Source organism: Paenibacillus sp. ACRRX (assembly GCF_022346885.1).
Lineage (GTDB): Bacteria > Bacillota > Bacilli > Paenibacillales > Paenibacillaceae > Paenibacillus_B.
In genome coordinates this window covers 106,007-122,777 of sequence record NZ_JAKRNK010000009.1, presented here as the reverse complement: position 1 = coordinate 122,777, position 16,771 = coordinate 106,007, and the positions used below count along the sequence as shown (strand labels likewise).

Genomic DNA, 16,771 nt, shown 5'->3' with positions numbered 1-16,771 from the left:
ACTTATCTATTACTTGAAGAACTGTGCATTTTATAACCCTTTTATTCAAAATAAACGGCTTTGCCTGTACGAGCCGACTCATAAATAGCCTCCAACAGCTCAGATACAACACATGCCTGCTTAGGCGTCACTACAGGGTCTTTATCTTGATCTATGGCTTCCAGCCACAAACGCATTTCCAAATCCGTATCTTTCTCCGTCTCGCCGTCATAGAAGGCAACACCGCCGGAATTCAATTCAATCTTCTGCTCATAAAGACGACTGTGCTTCTCCCCATTAATGGAAAGGCCATCCCACATATCTGCCCCGCCTTCTGTACCGCTCAGCGTACACTTGGCTTCTCCTATTTGTGTCGTGTTTAACGCCCAACTGGATTCAAGCACTATCGTCGCACCATTTTTCATCACAATCATACCAAAGGCAGAATCTTCAACCGTAAACTTTTGCGGGTCCCATGGCCCCCATGCGTTAGCTGCGTTCTCCTTCTGGCCCAACTTATGATATGAAGTGCCTAGCACAACCTTCGGCTCATAATTGTCCATCATCCATAGCGTCAGGTCGAGGGCGTGTGTGCCAATATCGATAAGCGGACCTCCGCCTTGCTTCTCTTCGTCAAGGAACACGCCCCAAGTTGGAACAGCACGTCGGCGAATTGCATGCGCCTTCGCATAATAAACCTCACCTAAAGTTCCGTCCTCACATACTTTTTTCAAGTATTGACTATCTGCACGGAAACGGTTGTTATAACCAATCGTCAGCTTCTTTCCTGTACGTTCTGCTGCTTCTACCATTCGGCGGGCGTCTTCCGATGTTTTGGCCATAGGCTTCTCACACATGACGTGCTTGTCGCTTTCCAATGCAGCGATTGTAATTTCCGCATGGGAGTCATTTGGCGTACAAACATGAACGATATCAATCGACTTGTCCGCTAGCACTTCCTGATAATCGGTGTATACTTTAGCGTCTTCTTTGCCGTACTTCGCCTTTGCCTCAACAGCGCGCTCTTCCACAACGTCGCAAAAGGCAACCATTTCAGCATTCGACTGCTTTGCCAGCGATGGCATATGTTTGCCGTTAGCAATGCCGCCACAGCCAATAATTGCGATGCGATATACTTTAGTCATAATAAATTCCTCCTCATTATTTACGGCTTCATATTTATTCAGAATTGTTGGTTAAAGCTAATTCAAGCCTTTCAAGTTAGCGGTAATCCAGCCCAAGCTTGCTTCTACGCTTTCCAATGAGCCGCGCTGCGTGACGTCTTGCTCCACGATTAACCATTCGGCACCTATATTACTGGCCGCCTTAGCAATTGCCGTAAGATCAAGCTCCCCTTTGCCAAGCTCAACCGTAATCGGAGCACCTTCAGGCGTGCGCGCCAAATCTTTAAAGTGAACGAGCGGCAGACGCTCGGCATATTTCTCCATCCACTCTACTGGTTTATTCCCGCTATATTGCACCCAGCACACGTCAAGTTCTTGTATTAATAGTGAAGCTGGCAGCGCATCAAAAATACGCTCAAATACCGTCTTCCCTTCCACCATTGTCGTAAACTCAAAGTCATGGTTGTGGTAACCGAGACGCAATCCGTATGACTGAAGCCGCTCCGCTGCTTGCTTCAGTTTGCCCATCGTAACATCCAATGCTTCCAAAGAATCATATTGTTCCTTCGGCAGCCAAGGACAAATCAGATAGGAACTGCCAATCGCCAAGTTCATCTTAATATGCTCATCTAAATTATCAGTAAGCTGCTCCAAGCTAATATGGCTGCCTACAGCTGCCAAGCCCAAGCGTGATAATGTATTTTTCATTTCGTCAGGCGATAAACCACCGTAACCCGCCAGTTCTACACCTTCATAGCCCATATCTGCAATACGTTCCAACGTGCCAACAAAATCGCGCTCTGTCTCATCACGGACTGTATACAATTGCAAACCAATACGCATAATGTCCACCTCGATACTCAATGTATTTGTGTTGGTCATTCCATAACCATGCTTTGAAAAGGTTTTCAATAGAACGGTTTCATTGTGTCATACCTGTAGGCATATGGGAATGAAGTATATCGCACTAACATGAACAATTCTGCTGTTTATGATATAATCCAGCTTAACCTATTGTAAAAAGGAGCTGCTGACTTTGAGCAAAAATGCACATAATCAAATGGAGCAGCAATTCCCCATTCTGCATGCTGGATACGCCCGTCATCGTAAACCGCTTAGCCTTGTTATTCCATCGCTGAAACATTACATTATTCGTATTCAGCTTGAGGGAAGCGCTCATATTCGAACACATGATCAGTATGTCCCGATATTGCCCGGACAGATGATTATGCTTGGCCCCAAGCAGCACTATGACCTCAAAATCGGATACAAAGATCCCGAAACCATGGAGACCATGACGAAGGTGCACAGCCTCGATTACTATATGATGGTTAATGGACCTTGGATAGAGAAATGGTGGTTGGACCATCAACCTCCTTGGTTATCCAATCACGCAATTGATGATCGAATGCTAGCCATATGGCGTGAGATTATGCAGGAGCAGCGCCTGCCAGAAAATCACATGAACGATATTGTCAGACATTTGACATTTGTACTATTTCTTATGTTCGAGCGTGCCTTACAGCACCCGCATATGAATAGCCTTGACGATCGGACCACACAACTTGCACATCGCATGAAGCAATATATTGAGATCAACGCAACGGAAAGCTTCAGCATACAAGATGTCGCCGAGTCTGTTCAGGTTAGTGCATCACGCGCTTCTCATTTATTCAAGGACGTCTTCCAACAATCTATTATGGACTACGCAATTGAAGTGCGGATAAGTATGGCGTGTGAACGTATTTTGCATGGCTACATGTCGTTAGAACAAATAGCCGAGATGTGCGGGTTTCAGAGCTATTCCTATTTCCACCGGACATTCCGCAATCGACTAGGCCTATCTCCCAAGCAATTCCGTGAGCAGCGTCAATTTCAAGATGGCCAGTAAGTCTACGAAAAATGGGATGCAAAGAAGCAGCCCATGACTGTTTTTACTTGTATGCGCCAAGCAGTTTGTATGGCGTGCATACTTCGCGCAATTGTTAGAATATGCAAAAGTAAATTTACACAAACCAATCTATCACAACCTTTATATGGTGAAGTTCCTATGAACGGGTACCCTATATTTGACGGTTATGAAACAATGATGGAATTCACTTGCACGCACCTATTTTCTTCGCTATGATAGGGATATCCACTAAAATTTTTTTCATGACAAAGGATTAAATAATTAAAATTTTTTTCATGGCAATTAACCATTACACAATCCCTACATGATGAATGCACGACAGCTTGTATTAACACCCAAGCATTACGATTACATGAAGTGAGATGATTTACATTGTCGAGTATTCTCCATGCCATCCGGCAGCAGTTAGACCATTTTCATCAGCAGGAGCGCAAGCTTGCTGACTATATGCTTCAATTTCCGGGTAATGTGGTGACAATGGGCATTACGGAGTTGGCCGAGCAGTCCAGTACTTCCGCGGCCACGGTGACTCGATTTTGCAAATCGCTTCATTTTCGCGGATATCCTGACTTTAAGACGAAGTTGGCCGCAGACTTGGCCCAGCAGACTACACCCTTGACTTATCAAGATATTATCGCAGGCAACAAACTGGCTGATATCGTTACCGCAATTGAATCCAATCATCTCCGTTCTATCTCAGATACGACAAGATTGTTGGACATTCATGCGCTAGAACGTACGATTGCTGCGCTCCAACGCGCTCGGCACATCGATTTATACGGCGTTGCCACATCAGGCATCGTTGCAATGGACTTCTATCAGAAGCTCGTACGTATTGGTAAGCATGCTACCGCCTTTGCTGATCCTCATATGCAGATCACATCGGCCGCCAATCTGGGCACTGATGATGTTGCTATCGCCATATCGTATTCGGGTGAAACACCCGAGACGATTGATTCCTTGCAGTGTGCCAAGGAGCGCGGAGCTACTACGATTTCGCTGACTAAGGTCGGTAATAACCGTCTCGCTAACTTAGCCGACATTAACTTATTTGCCTCTTCCTTAGAAGAAGGCATGCGTCGCGGGGATATGGCATCACGAATTGCACAGCTGCATGTTATTGATATTATTTTTGCCGGCATGGTCAGCGAGCAGTTTGACGAACATATTCCGAAGCTCGAACAATCGTATCGCATGGTACGAAAGTACCGTAAAGATAAAGGGAGGTAATATACAAATGAACATTATGACATTTAATACCAACGAAGAACTAAACCAGATTGGTGCTGGCATCGTTGCAAGTCTGATTCAAACTAAGCCCAATGCAGTGCTTGGTCTTGCTACAGGCAGTTCCCCCATCGGTATTTACCAAGAACTGATTCGTCTTTATGAAAAAGGATATGTCAGCTTTAAAAATGTACAATCGTATAACTTGGACGAGTATGTAGGTTTGCCAGAAGGACACCCGGAAACGTACCGCTCCTTCATGAACACGCAGTTGTTTAACCATGTCGACATTAACAAAACTAATACTCGTGTGCCTGATGGCAATGCAGTTGACCTTAAAGCAGAATGCAAACAGTACGATGCAGCACTTGCCCAAGCATCTATTGATATCCAATTCCTTGGCATTGGCCATAATGGGCATATCGGCTTTAATGAGCCTGATCAGCAATTGCATGGTGGTACTCATGTCGTGCAATTAAAAGAAGAAACGCGTCAAGCCAACGCTCGATTTTTTGATTCGATTGATCAAGTGCCTACGCAAGCCGTAACCATGGGAGTCGGTTCCATTTTAAAAGCAAAAATGATTCTGCTGATCGGCCGTGGTTCGGAGAAAGCAGATATTATCCACCGCGCCCTTACTGGTCCAATAACAACGGAAGTTCCGGCTTCCCTGCTGCAAACTCATCCAAATGTTGTCGTATTGCTCGACAAGGAGGCGGCACAAAAGTTCAATGACTAACTCAACCTTTACGCTTAAAAATGCACGTCTCGTGACGCTGAACGGTCTTATCCATGACGGAATCGTTCGCGTAGAGGACGGCCGCATTGCCTATATTGGTACCCTGTCGCAGCTGACACCAGTGGAACAAGCATGGCTGACCGATGCCATCGACGCAGATAATGGCTATGTTATGCCTGGCTTTATCGACGTGCACGTGCATGGCGGCTTTGGTGCTGACTTTATGGATGCATCTCACACAGCTTACGACCAGATCACAAAGTTCCATATGGAACATGGAACGACAACCATGCTGGCGACGTCGATGACACAGTCACACGAAGCGCTGGACAAAGTTGTGGATGCTGTAGATGCCTACATGAAAAGCAACTCAAAATATGCACAGCTTGCAGGGCTGCATTTGGAAGGCCCCTTTGTGAACCCTAAATACAAGGGTGCCCAAAATGATGCCTTTATGATGGATGCACAAATTGACTGGCTGGAAGGCTGGCATGAACGTCATCCAGGTGTAATGAAGCAATTAAGCCTTGCTCCTGAGCGCGATAATGCACTTAACGCTATTCGCTGGTGCCGAGCGCACGGTATCAATGCGGCGGCCGCTCATACCGATGCTACGTATGAGCAGTTAACAGAAGCAGCAAATGCAGGATTGAACCAAGCCGTTCATACCTTTAACGCGATGACGCCTGTTCATCACCGCAATCCAGGCGTCGCTGGCGGCGTACTTACAGACGACCGTATTGCAGCGGAAGTAATAGCAGACGGACATCATGTCCATCCGGCGTGTATCAAGCTGCTAGTACGCTCTAAAGCGGCTGGCAAGCTGATTCTGATCACGGATGCGATGTCAGCAGCCGGCATGCCTAACGGTCAATACGACCTTGGTGGATTGCCAGTAACGGTTATAGACGGTGTGGCACGTCTGACGGAAGGCGGCTCGCTTGCGGGCAGCACCTTAACGATGATTGGCGCGATCCAATTTGTTACTCGTCACGTCGGTTTGTCCGTCGAAGAAGCGTCCAAGCTGGCGAGTATCAATCCCGCTAAGCAAATCGGAATTGATGATGTGACCGGCAGCATTGAAGTCGGTAAACAAGCAGACCTTGTCTGGACCGATGCAGAGCTCAACATTAAAAAAGTATGGGCAAAGGGCCGTACTCATATGTAATTGAGAAAATAGAAAAAGGCACTCCTTCGTCTGCTGAGCAGATAACAGGAGTGCCTTTTATAGATTGTCCATTCGTTCCAAAAAATAGAGACGTCTCGCCCTACACCTTCGAGATTACGAAGATAAGCAGGCGGGACGCCTTTCATCTATCCGACGCAAGCCGTCAGTGGTATACTGCAGCAGCCTGCTCATCAAAGAGCCTCCTATCCATACCGCTTCCCGGCATGGAGCCAGAAGTTTAAATGGTCAGGGCGATGGGCAATGTCAGATTTTCAGCTCCCCAAGCTTGATCAGCTCGACAACCGCTTGCGAACGACCCTTCACATTTAATTTCTGCATCACATTCGATATGTGATTTCGTACCGTCTTCTCGCTTATGAATAGTTGTTGTGCGATATCACGGGTCGTTTTGTCCTGAACAAGCAATTCAAAGACTTCGCGCTCACGGTTCGTCAGTAGGAATTTGCTTTTGTGATCGCTACCCTTCAAGTGTCACCCCTCCTTGCCCGAGTTTTTGTAATTTAACAAGGTTAAGGGATACAGTCAAATTTATACTATGAAGGGCGATTACACTTGGTGCGATCGAATAAAAAAATGGGCTGCGCGCACCCGCCTTGCAAGCTGCGGCAGCTTGTCGGCACGGAGTGTTTGAGCCCATTTTACATTGAAAGTGGTTATCTCATACCTGGAGCCATGTTTCGAGTATGGTTAGGTGCTTCGTTGGTTGGGAATATACGCCCAACAAGCTCTTGAAACTCGACATTTAAGCCATGGAGCGGATGACCTTGCTTCGCATAAGTGGCGTATTGGTTCATACGATCAACAAAGTTAGCGTCGGCAGACACGTATACGTTGTTACATTCAGGCGCCATCTTTTTAACTTCCTTGCCGATTATTGATTTTAAATCGTCGTTAAGAATTGCTGTCTTGGCATGATTCGTAGAGCGTGTATACGTTTTGTCCAAGCTATAAGGATGCACTTTGTTAGTTCCTTGGTTCATATGCGAATTCGAGTCTGTTGTTACAGCTACATAGGCATTGTTATCGGTTACAAACACGTTGGCCGACTTGACTCCTGGAATAGCATTGATTTTGTCGGCAATCTTCTGGCTTGACTGCATACGTTTAAAACCGTGGCTATTGCCGTTGGTGTTGCCATTGGCGTTGTAGTTACGCCCCATGTTGGTCCCGTATCGGTTGTAATTGTTGGCATCATACGTATTACGCCCCATATCATAATCAGTTCCATACGTATTGTAGCCGCCTCGGTAACCATTGTTTACGTTATTACGCCCGGTGTTATAATTGGCATCATTATAAGGGTTAATTCCATTGTGACCGTCATAACGTACTGAATTGGTACGTATGCCCTTTGCCGTCATATCCTTGTTGCCAAAGCACCCTGTTAACCCTGTCATCATGACTACTGCCGCTGTCACCGCGAGCAAAGCTTTTCTCATTTGCATGTACGTGCCTCCTATGAGCAGTTAGTGGTTTGATGAGATCGTGATGTTGACATTCAGTATGGTGCGTCCTCCGTACCGAACTTATCCTGATACCTTACTCCCTGCTTTGCAGCTAATTTTCTTAGTAGTCATGGTTTGGTAAAGTGCAATACGAACGAACTTAAACGGGGTTCTCTTTAGTCATCTTACAAGTAATGTATAACAGCTCATGTCATATTGTATTGACAGGTCATGGTATGATTTGTATTATATTTAGTACCTAGTACTAATATCTAGTTCTAAATAATAATTTAATTATCTATAAGGAGGGCAACGCATGCCTACAGTCCAATTAAATACGACAGCACGCATTACTGCATTTGCCGCATATACACCCGAAGAGGTAATGACAAATGACTACTTTGCCTCTTTTTTAGATACTAACGATGAATGGATCGTACAACGAACTGGAATGAAGGAACGAAGAAAAGCTGCTGAACATCAATATGCCAGTGATCTGGCCTTTGAAGCAGTGATGCGTATGACTGATCGCTATCCATCCTGTCTACAAGGTGTCGATGCCATTTTGGTGGCCACTACGACGCCAGATACTTTTTTTCCAAGTACAGCCGCAATTGTACAAGCTCGCCTACAACTGCCTGATTGCTTAGCGTTAGATATATCCAATGCATGTGCAGGCTTTGTCAGTGCAATGCAGATGGCAATAGGACTTATTGATTCAGGCATGAATAAAAAAGTAATCGTTATTGGCACCGAAGTTCTTACAAAGACGGTTGATTATTCTGATCGTTCAACGTGCATCCTATTTGGTGACGGTGCAGGTGCCGTTATCTTAGAGTCTGATCCACAGTCTCCAGCTTCTTGTCTCGCCGCAAGCTCCGTGACAGATGGTGATCTTAGCGGTACGTTATATCGCACAGCTGTAAGCTGCAAGCTTAATGGCCTTGAACTTGCAGAGGACGGCAAGCTGCATCAAAACGGACGGGAAGTATACAAGTGGGCGCTGCAACAAATTCCTGCCCATATTCATAACCTGTTAAATAAGGTTAATCTGACTGTGAGCGACTTGGATATCTTTGTCCCACATAGTGCCAACTTGCGGATGATTGAGAGCCTCTGTGACAGAACCGGCATTAAAATGGATCATACCCTAACAAGTGTGCAACGTTACGGGAACACATCAGCGGCAAGCATCCCGCTCGCAATAGAAGAAGGCATTCGAGACGGAAGATTAGCAGCGGGTAAGCTGATGCTGCTCTACGGCTTCGGCGGTGGATTATCACAAGCTGGACTGTTAATCCGTTGGACCTTATAAAAAGCATTAATATGCTGCGAGGTACTCGTATAGATTGCCCCGAAGATTGAAAATAACCAATCAGGCAGCCCCGATCCGGTTCTGCCTGATTCTGCCTGATTCCCGTACCTAGCAACGTTGTTCGGATAAAGGTAACCACAATGTTTCACCCACACCAATCCATGCCTCTATACATACAGTGCTAACAACGAGAGCGTACAACCGCCATGCTGAGCGACAACAAGTGCTTGATTACTTCACTTGAAATGAGGCGGCAAGGAAAATGAAAGTGTTGTTTACTTTTTATGTGCCAAGTGGTGGACTTGAAACCTTAAATCGGCTGCGATGTCACACGCTGCTTCAAGGCGGCATACAGGGCCATTTGCTGTATACTCAACACGGTGCAGGCATTCAAAACAATGTTAACAACATCCCCACTTTAATAACCAATCTTGACGAACAGATTCAAGCACTACTTGATGAGCATCAATATACAGCTATATTCGTCTCATCCGACTACTTGATGCTGAGGCGAATTCGAACGTTAGGATATAGAGGCCCGCTTATTTTTGAAGCACAGGGCTTAGGTATGCATTCCACTGCAGAACAAACTATGCTAGAGGCACTGCCCTTCCTACGCGACTATGCAAACGGTGTGCTGCTGCCTGCTACTTCTCATCTAATTGAGATGTTTGAACATCACTGTCCATGGCTGCCCCGCTTTTCATTTCCCAATGTTATTAATGCTTCTACATTCCATTATCAAGCTCGCGCTCCACTCCCTTATCCTGTTCTTGCTTGGGTAGGGCGTCTGGAGAAAAATAAAAATTGGAAACATTTTCTCGAAATTGGCAGCAGTCTAACTAAATTAATTCCTGCTTTGCAGCTATGGATGTTTGCAGATCCAAACATATATATAGAGGAAGAGCGCAAACAATTCGAGCCGATGATTGACAAGCTTGGACTTCGCAACAAGCTGACCATCCGCAACAATGTGCCTCATGCAGATATGATGACCTATTTTTCAATGGTCGGTGATTCAGGGGGACTGCTGCTATCAACATCCATTCTGGAAGGATTCGGCTACGCCGTCGCGGAAGCTATGTGCTGCCGCTGCCCCGTCTTAAGTACCGACTCGGATGGTGTACGCGCATTTATTATACACAATCAGACTGGCATGTATTATCGACATGGCAATATTCAGCAAGCTGTCCAGGGGGGAATGAGGCTGATGACCGATCAGCGTTTACGTGCCTCGATAAGAGATGCTGGTGTCGCTCATATCCGCACTCACTTTTCACCTGACCTCTACCTGAAGCAATTTACCAAAATGCTGGCACAGCTCCCGCTGCACGTTGAGCCATAACAAAACAGACGGACGTTTGTTCGGGTAACCGACCATGCGTCCGTCTTAACCATGACTCCTCAATCCAGAGTCTCGTATATTCGTAACGATTCCCTACCTGTGATCGAGCTTTTTTCAATAATCGGCGTCTTTTCACACTATATCTACTTCTGTAAACATCTCCATTCCGATTGTTCGAATGACAGAACGCTGACCATCCTTGAATGCAGCTTGGATAACGAGCGGATGATGCCCTGTTGTAGTTGTGAATATTTGTATTCCAAATGCACCCGGCTGTAAACGCATCTCCTGAATTTTAAATGCGGATGCCGAGTTATTTTTAGCTTTTAGCCTGTTTAAGTGCTCTGCTACAACTACGCCATTACATATAAGTCGAATCAGCACGTTGGCTGCGCGGTGATGCTGGTTCGTAATATGCAGATCTAACACTTTGACTACTGGGCCTTCTTGTGTTTCCGGGTTATTAAATGTAGTTGAATAGTATACGCCCATCGCCTTCTCCCTTCACTATCAAGCCGACAACTATCGTGTTAACATATGCAGCAGCTTGATTTTAGGCAAGGGTATGCGCCTATCTCCTCTCACATGAAGCTTTTAACACTGATATTCCTGGGGGGGAATGTGGGCCGCATGACAGATCTCCCTCAGAAAAATCACCTATACGCTTTATGAAGATATGCCATATACTGCAATATCCTGATATGGATGGGATCGTGATGGTGATGAAAATATTGTTAGCTACTTATTGGGAGCTTCCGCACTTGGGCGGTGTCTGGCCTTTAATGGAAAGACTGGCACAAGACTTAATTCGGCAGGGTCATCAAGTTGATATTTTGGGCAACAATCCTGAATACTATCATCTCGTTAATCGCCAGCTTAAATTTCATAAATCTTTGTATTTGCCGCTAATCGAATCCCATCTTCGACAAACTGACTTAGTGGCTGTACCCGTCATCTATAATACCGAGATCGATCGATATACACTGGAATGTGTCGCCTTAAGCCTCCGGCTGGAACAATACGATCTGATCCATACGCATGATGTAATTTCCGCACGTGCATTCGCACGAGTCAAGCCAGCGCAGCTGCCGTTAATCGTCAATCCCCATGGCTACTTGCCGGGGGAAATCCAGCTATTAATGGATACGAATACGGCGGCTGACCGTGATATGAAGCCTATCTTACAGTATTATCGCAGGATAGAGCATCAAGGCCTGCAGTCCTCTTCTCATGCCGCAGCTTCTTCCAAATGGCTTAAAAAACGGTTTGTTGACGATTACGGCGTTGCCGCTCATCGCATATCCGTATTTCCCTATGGTATTGATACGGCCAAATACACAAAACTTTTAAATACACGGAACGACATCAGTCGTCCTCCTCGTAAGAAAGTAATTACTTTTGCAGGACGACTCGTCCATTTAAAAGGAATTGAAGTACTTATTCGGGCCTTGGCTAAGTTGAAAACACAGCGCAATGATTGGATATGCTGGATTGTCGGCGATGGCCCTAAGCGTGAGGAATATATACGGTTTGCAGCAGCCTGTGATCTTCAGGAAGATATCACATTCTGGGGTGCACGTGCAGATGTGCCAAGCTTTATGGCAATGACAGATATCTATGTGCAGCCTAGTCTCCAAGATAATCAGCCTTTGTCAGTCATTGAAGCACAGCTTGCAGGAAATGCCGTTATCGTGTCCAATACAGGAGGACTGTCTGAAATGGTTGAGCATCGATTGACAGGTCTTATCGTTCCTAAAGATAACGAGCACGCCTTGTCAACACTGCTAAACGAACTGCTGCAATCTAAGGAAAAAAGACGTAAGCTTGGCGCTAAAGCTCGCCTATTCAGTCAGAAGCATTGGTCCATTGATCAATATAATAGAAATATGATGCGAATGTATGAGCAGGTAATGCATAAAAAATAACCCTCCAGCTTGGTTAACACGAAAATACGACTTCATACATTTACACGTAGGAGGTGCTATTAGTATGCAAGTGCCGGGCAGCTTGTACAGCAATCTATTTTTGACCCCACCCTCTACAGACGGGATTATGGTCGAATCCCTCGTCTGGAATGTGATCATTGAGCGTGTGCCTGACCACTACGTCATTCCAGATCTTCAAGTGGCAGCCCCTTTTTTAGATTCGCAATCGTTACCGAATCAACGCTGAACCTTTGATCACCTTTTAAGCAAAGACTGAAGCTTCCTCTTAGGTTATAAACACAAAAAAAGGGGCATTTCAGCCCCCTTCTCACAGCTTGCTCATTTTATTTTACGATAAAAGGAAAAATAGTAGTGCCTACAGCCACTTCACGGATGTCCGAGGTGCTGACCTGTTCGCCCAGTTTTACCGTTATACGATAGGGTAATGCACCTGTAGTTTCTCCAGCGGCAGCATTCTTCCCAGCATTTTCTGATAATTTCGCTTCATCTTTGCTGTCCTTCTCTTTCCCATCAGCACTCGTATCTGCTGGCTTTGTTCCAGTATTACCGGACCCCGCGGCTGAATCATCACCTGTGGCAGAATCAGTTGAACCTTGTTTATCTTCACCTTGACTCACTGCTTCCTTATCTGGCAGGGCAGAGCCTAGCTGATCTTGGGCATTCGCCTTGCAGGTCGAGAGCGCCTTCCGATCCTTATATTCGATCTGCTTCCCGTCATTAAAGGTAACCTGTATTCGTTTTGTATCAAATGCAGCACATTCAGCTTCTGTTGCTACTTCAAATACGAGCTGTGTTGTCACCTTATCTACACCTTCGACTTTATCCGTAACGAGTTCGGCAAATACGAGAGGCTTATGCTCTTTTCCTGTCTGTGGTAAAGTATCTGTCTCCGGTTTCTTCCCTTCCGACGGCTTCTCCACTGCTACCGGGGCCGGCGGCTCAAATACCCCCGCAGCTTGCAGTCCCAGCAGCGTACCCCCAACAACTACTAACATCGTAACAAGCATCAGACTTACTTTCTTGTTTCGCTTGAAGAACTTTACGAGCGGGGACGACAGCTCCATTCTCGCTTTTTCATAAACAGGCTTAAGTGCAGTTCCTGCCTGTTCAAAATAAGCCTTACGATTAGCTCTGTTCTTAAAAGCATCACGATCATGCTTCTTAAAGTAAGATACGATTGCAGCCGCGTATGCAGGTACAAGCTTGCGTGAGCGGACAAAGTTCATTTGAGTCTCCGACCATCTCATAAATTGATACAGCGTCTCTTTATCCGGTGAGTTCAGCTGCAAATAATGAAGCAGTGCTCCGTAATCAACCGTGCCGCTTGGTGCTTCACAGTAGAAGGCCAGCACCAATCTGCCGAACTGATCCGGTATGATATCCCGCTGCAGCCAGTTGCGTCCCAGCTTTTGTACCTGATCCAACTCAGATAAGGTAAGATCATCAAACACGGTTTCGTCCGGGTCCTGCTCAACAAACCATTGATAAGCTGCCAGCATAATGGCTGCTTTACTTTGAACCTGTTGGTTAAATCGAGCTGCCCAAGACTTTACTTCATCCGGATATTGTAAAAATCCGATTTTCAGCAGCTGCTCTTTCCGAACCTGCTCCAGATTCAGCTCCGTCAACAGGAAAAGGTCTGCCGAATAAGACAGCTTCTGCATTAGAGTACCGTTCCCGTAATCACGATTACGCTCCAGCAGCTCATCGATCAAATCATGTGTCGCGTTGACAGCTGCCACAGCATCAGATTCTGTGCGCAGCTTGCTCACTAACTGCTTTTCCGCCAGCTCCACAAAAAAAGCATTTTTGAGCGTCTGCGGATGTGTAGACGACCACTGGTACGCCAACTGCACGACATCCTCAGCTTTTATAGCTGTGAGAAATTGCTGCTGGATATACGGCTCAAACAATTCGCTTGCTTTACCCAAATTTAATACGGTATCAAAAAATGCGCGACTTAAGGACGGCTGGCTTCCAACTAATGTGTAAAATGCCTCCGACCGGTCTTTGCGTTTGTCCAACTGCGCATTATGGATCGCGCCTATCATATAAGCGACCAACTGTTTATCCACATCTGTGTCTGGCAGTTCTGCATACTCTTTCAAACATTTAACCAGCTGCAATTCCGGGATTTGGCGCTGCTTGATAAGCTCGAATTCCCGTGTAAAACGCGACATAAACAGCTCGTTAAGCCGCTTTTTGCCCGTTATGGCTCCTGCAGGCGTCAAATATTCTAGCATCGCACGCAGCACTGCATTTTTGTTGACATCGTACAGTGATTCGTTGCCCGCTTCAACCTGATAAAATACAGCGAGTTCATGGTAGCTCGTAATTGCTGTATGACGAACGGCATCCATATCTGCCAGCATCTGACCTGCAAACTGATAGAAATCTTCTGCTCGATCAAGCTGCGTCAAATTGGTCCACGCCAGGTCCAAGTAAGGCTGCTTGCTGAAATCCACATCCGCATTAGTTACCCGCTGCGATGCGAGATCAAACGTGTAGTCCTTATCTGTATTTCGATCGTTTGGTCTAAGACTGCCTTTCTCGACAAAAGTCAGGTGAATACCTTTACGGCTTTGCGGTTCCTTCGCATAGGTTATAAAGCCAAGCGTTTGACGGAATGCATACGGCAAACAGGTATAAAGTACGCCGAGTAATCGACATGCTGTCTCTGCTACCAGCTCAATTGGCACATCGAGCGCCACATATACTTTACGTTTCGAAGCAACAGACGACATAACCGCAAATAACAGCTGCTTAAACAGTTTTTCGCCAATACCGATGCTTTCCAACCACGCAATGGGATCAGAGGGTGCTCCTCCGCGTTGCTCCGCTGTTGGCAAGGTATCCAGTTCTGCAAGTTCCATTCCTTGCTCAATATCGTAGCTATCTATGTAAAGCACGTCCAGCCAAGAATGGGACTTGTTAACGATGTCCGCGATGCGGTCTGCCGGAATTACATAGTTGTGTGTAAAGAAGGTGCTGCGCAGGCCGGTAAAGTCAGTTGAACGGTAGACACTGCGCCCGAGCACCATCTGTCCTGTATCATTGTGAAACAAATGCATCGCCTTCGGATAGGCCGTATCTTCCTTCTCCCCTCGTGCAGACAATTCTGCGGGAGCATCGTATACACAGAACGGGTGCAGCGCTTTTTTAATCCAATTCGGATCTAGTCCCTTGGATTTAGCAATCGTATCGTACCCTTCCGTGGAGCGAAAGATACCGCGCCGTTCTCTCGTATACATCTGCTGCTGAATCTTGCTGGGATCGGATAACGTCAACGTTCTTCTCTCCCTTCAATGTAATTCAGCTTATACAACAGCCAAATAAAGGGCTCATCTACCCGTACCGGACTAACTACCCCTTGAAGCTTTTGATCAACAGGATTGCTGCCAAGCGCAGATACCGCAAAGTAGGCCGTGTTCGAGAAATAAACGTCCATCGTGCCTTTAAACGGGCGATCTACCTTTTCAATAAATCGACGGATTTCACCGTCTATATTTTCGAATTCAGCGACATCCATATATTTGCGGTGCACAACGTTGTTAAAAATGTTGCTGTTAGACTTAATATACTCGCCATCCTCATCCTTTAAGGAATGCAGCATATCACTCTTTGTCAGCACAACTGCAGTGGGGATATCTGTCTTGTTCTTCGCCTCATATGCGATGAAGTCACCAAACATCGTCAGCACCACATCACGCGGCTCATCATATTGCGGAACCCAATTATCCGATGTATCGCCGTATTTAATGCGAATCTTCTCTCGAATGGATCGAATCTGAAGTGGGTCCACCATAAACAGAATACCAGCAGAGTTCTTAATGTGCTGGCCGTGCAAGCCCAAGTAATCTTGATCCACCATACCCTCGCCTGCGACGTCAAAGAACACCAGTGTAAGCGGCGGCTTCGTCTCATCCTTAAATACAAATTGGAAAATAAACGGTTCCTGCATCTTCTCTTTTTGTGTGGAAGCAAGCAAGTCTCCCCGTTCGAACAGAGGCTCCTCGTACATCGTGCGAAATTTACGACTAATCTCGGCATTGAGCGGCATACATGCGGCGTCAAAATGATCGGCGGTCATATGCTGCAGCGTATGAATAAGCGACGTCATATACACCGATTTACCGACTTGGGAAGCACCAATGATCGATATAATGTTGCTTGGTACTTTTCCTGCTGTAACAGGCAGCTCATTGTGGCAGTTCGGGCATAATCGGCTTCTGGTCACAACACCATAACGATCATTCAGACCGATCAGCACATGATCCGAGTACAAATGATGCTCCTCTGGAATATCATGCGGATCCAGCACAGCCTCCATGTCATACACGGTGTCCAACCCGAAGCGCTCCCGATATTTATTTAGCTTCTCATCTTCCTGCAACGCATAATTCTCATCATCCTCGCGGTGATGTGCTGCGCGGAACACGACCTCTTCGGGAGTGAATTTACTAAAACAGTAAGGACAGACAATATCGTAATAGAGCGGCTTGGGCGCCGTCTGTGGTTTCTTTTTAAACAAATCAAAAATACCCATAGTG

General features: G+C 46.0%; 16 protein-coding genes. 9 read left to right on the top strand and 7 right to left on the bottom strand.

The window, feature by feature from the left end; all coding sequences use genetic code 11:
* Window positions 1-41: 41 nt before the first annotated feature.
* On the bottom strand, window positions 42-1,124 hold the full coding sequence (locus MH117_RS22130; protein WP_239332559.1) for a Gfo/Idh/MocA family protein: 1,083 nt from the start codon (window positions 1,122-1,124) through the stop codon (window positions 42-44).
* 57 nt (window positions 1,125-1,181) lie between these two features.
* Window positions 1,182-2,015 (bottom strand): sugar phosphate isomerase/epimerase family protein, encoded by an 834-nt coding sequence (locus tag MH117_RS22125; protein ID WP_239332557.1) that lies wholly within the window; start codon window positions 2,013-2,015, stop codon window positions 1,182-1,184.
* Window positions 2,016-2,139: 124 nt separating this feature from the next.
* Between MH117_RS22125 and MH117_RS22120 the strand changes: the two genes are divergently transcribed.
* The 5 genes from MH117_RS22120 (at window position 2,140) to MH117_RS22100 (ending at window position 6,391) form a co-directional block, all read left to right on the top strand.
* Window positions 2,140-2,994, top strand: coding sequence for a helix-turn-helix transcriptional regulator (locus MH117_RS22120; RefSeq protein ID WP_239332555.1), 855 nt, complete (start codon window positions 2,140-2,142; stop codon window positions 2,992-2,994).
* A 393-nt stretch (window positions 2,995-3,387) separates the two neighbouring features.
* Complete coding sequence (locus tag MH117_RS22115; protein WP_239332553.1) at window positions 3,388-4,245, top strand: MurR/RpiR family transcriptional regulator; 858 nt, start codon at window positions 3,388-3,390, stop codon at window positions 4,243-4,245.
* Window positions 4,246-4,252: 7 nt separating this feature from the next.
* On the top strand, window positions 4,253-4,981 hold the full coding sequence (nagB, locus tag MH117_RS22110) for a glucosamine-6-phosphate deaminase (protein WP_239332551.1): 729 nt from the start codon (window positions 4,253-4,255) through the stop codon (window positions 4,979-4,981).
* On the top strand, window positions 4,974-6,149 hold the full coding sequence (gene nagA, locus MH117_RS22105) for an N-acetylglucosamine-6-phosphate deacetylase (protein WP_239332549.1): 1,176 nt from the start codon (window positions 4,974-4,976) through the stop codon (window positions 6,147-6,149). Before nagB ends, nagA begins: the two co-directional genes overlap by 8 nt.
* A complete protein-coding gene (locus MH117_RS22100) occupies window positions 6,122-6,391 on the top strand; it encodes a hypothetical protein (RefSeq protein WP_239332547.1) in 270 nt (89 codons plus the stop codon). Before nagA ends, MH117_RS22100 begins: the two co-directional genes overlap by 28 nt.
* Window positions 6,392-6,413: 22 nt before the next feature.
* On the opposite strand, the gene MH117_RS22095 is transcribed toward MH117_RS22100, so the two are convergent.
* Window positions 6,414-6,638: a helix-turn-helix domain-containing protein gene (locus tag MH117_RS22095; RefSeq protein ID WP_019422432.1), complete on the bottom strand. Its 225-nt coding sequence runs from the start codon at window positions 6,636-6,638 to the stop codon at window positions 6,414-6,416.
* A 185-nt stretch (window positions 6,639-6,823) separates the two neighbouring features.
* Window positions 6,824-7,615, bottom strand: coding sequence for a YhcN/YlaJ family sporulation lipoprotein (locus MH117_RS22090; RefSeq protein ID WP_239332545.1), 792 nt, complete (start codon window positions 7,613-7,615; stop codon window positions 6,824-6,826).
* Between the two features lie 316 nt (window positions 7,616-7,931).
* Here MH117_RS22090 and MH117_RS22085 point away from each other — a divergent pair, with 316 nt between their 5' ends.
* Both MH117_RS22085 and MH117_RS22080 read left to right on the top strand, forming a co-directional pair.
* Window positions 7,932-8,930 carry a ketoacyl-ACP synthase III gene (locus MH117_RS22085; protein ID WP_239332543.1) on the top strand — a complete coding sequence of 333 codons (999 nt, stop codon included), beginning with the start codon at window positions 7,932-7,934 and terminating at the stop codon, window positions 8,928-8,930.
* 262 nt (window positions 8,931-9,192) lie between these two features.
* A complete protein-coding gene (locus MH117_RS22080) occupies window positions 9,193-10,275 on the top strand; it encodes a glycosyltransferase family 4 protein (protein ID WP_239332541.1) in 1,083 nt (360 codons plus the stop codon).
* A 132-nt stretch (window positions 10,276-10,407) separates the two neighbouring features.
* Here MH117_RS22080 and MH117_RS22075 read toward each other — a convergent pair whose 3' ends face one another.
* A complete protein-coding gene (locus tag MH117_RS22075) occupies window positions 10,408-10,767 on the bottom strand; it encodes a hypothetical protein (RefSeq protein ID WP_239332539.1) in 360 nt (119 codons plus the stop codon).
* 209 nt (window positions 10,768-10,976) lie between these two features.
* Between MH117_RS22075 and MH117_RS22070 the strand changes: the two genes are divergently transcribed.
* Both MH117_RS22070 and MH117_RS22065 read left to right on the top strand, forming a co-directional pair.
* The gene (locus MH117_RS22070) at window positions 10,977-12,200 is read left to right on the top strand and encodes a glycosyltransferase family 4 protein (protein WP_239332537.1); all 1,224 of its coding nucleotides are present in this window, start codon (window positions 10,977-10,979) and stop codon (window positions 12,198-12,200) included.
* Window positions 12,201-12,264: 64 nt separating this feature from the next.
* Window positions 12,265-12,447 carry a hypothetical protein gene (locus MH117_RS22065; protein WP_239332535.1) on the top strand — a complete coding sequence of 61 codons (183 nt, stop codon included), beginning with the start codon at window positions 12,265-12,267 and terminating at the stop codon, window positions 12,445-12,447.
* 97 nt (window positions 12,448-12,544) lie between these two features.
* Here MH117_RS22065 and MH117_RS22060 read toward each other — a convergent pair whose 3' ends face one another.
* Both MH117_RS22060 and MH117_RS22055 read right to left on the bottom strand, forming a co-directional pair.
* Window positions 12,545-15,508 (bottom strand): GAP1-N2 domain-containing protein, encoded by a 2,964-nt coding sequence (locus tag MH117_RS22060; RefSeq protein WP_239332533.1) that lies wholly within the window; start codon window positions 15,506-15,508, stop codon window positions 12,545-12,547.
* Window positions 15,505-16,767 carry a TRAFAC clade GTPase domain-containing protein gene (locus MH117_RS22055; protein WP_239332531.1) on the bottom strand — a complete coding sequence of 421 codons (1,263 nt, stop codon included), beginning with the start codon at window positions 16,765-16,767 and terminating at the stop codon, window positions 15,505-15,507. The genes MH117_RS22060 and MH117_RS22055 overlap by 4 nt, the downstream gene beginning before the upstream one ends.
* Between the last annotated feature and the right edge of the window lie 4 nt (window positions 16,768-16,771).